This is a genomic window from Tautonia sp. JC769, from assembly GCF_040717455.1.
Classification (GTDB): Bacteria; Planctomycetota; Planctomycetia; order Isosphaerales; family Isosphaeraceae; genus Tautonia.
In genome coordinates this window covers 1-254 of the sequence record NZ_JBFEFH010000090.1, presented here as the reverse complement: position 1 = coordinate 254, position 254 = coordinate 1, and the positions used below count along the sequence as shown (strand labels likewise).

Genomic DNA, 254 nt, shown 5'->3' with positions numbered 1-254 from the left:
AACGCGACCCGTCGCCGGCCGGCGCGTAGCGGCTCGTCCCCTTAAACCCGCCCAGGTCCGAGAATTGCCAGGTGCCGGACTCGTCGTAGTCCTGTTGCGTGTCGTCGAGCACCAGGCCGTTCGGCGACGACGGGTCCGGCACCCGTTCGAGGCGGATGGCATCGGCGACGACCAGGCCGTTCGCCTGGTTGCTCAGCCGGACCTGCAGCTCGCCGGAGGAGACCGTCACCTCCCCCAGATCCTCCCAGTACGTG

At 69.3% G+C, this 254-nt stretch carries 1 protein-coding gene; it reads right to left on the bottom strand.

What is annotated here, in order from left to right:
* Positions 1 to 254 (bottom strand): hypothetical protein (locus AB1L88_RS27000; RefSeq protein WP_367099825.1); only part of this gene is annotated, 254 nt, incomplete at both ends.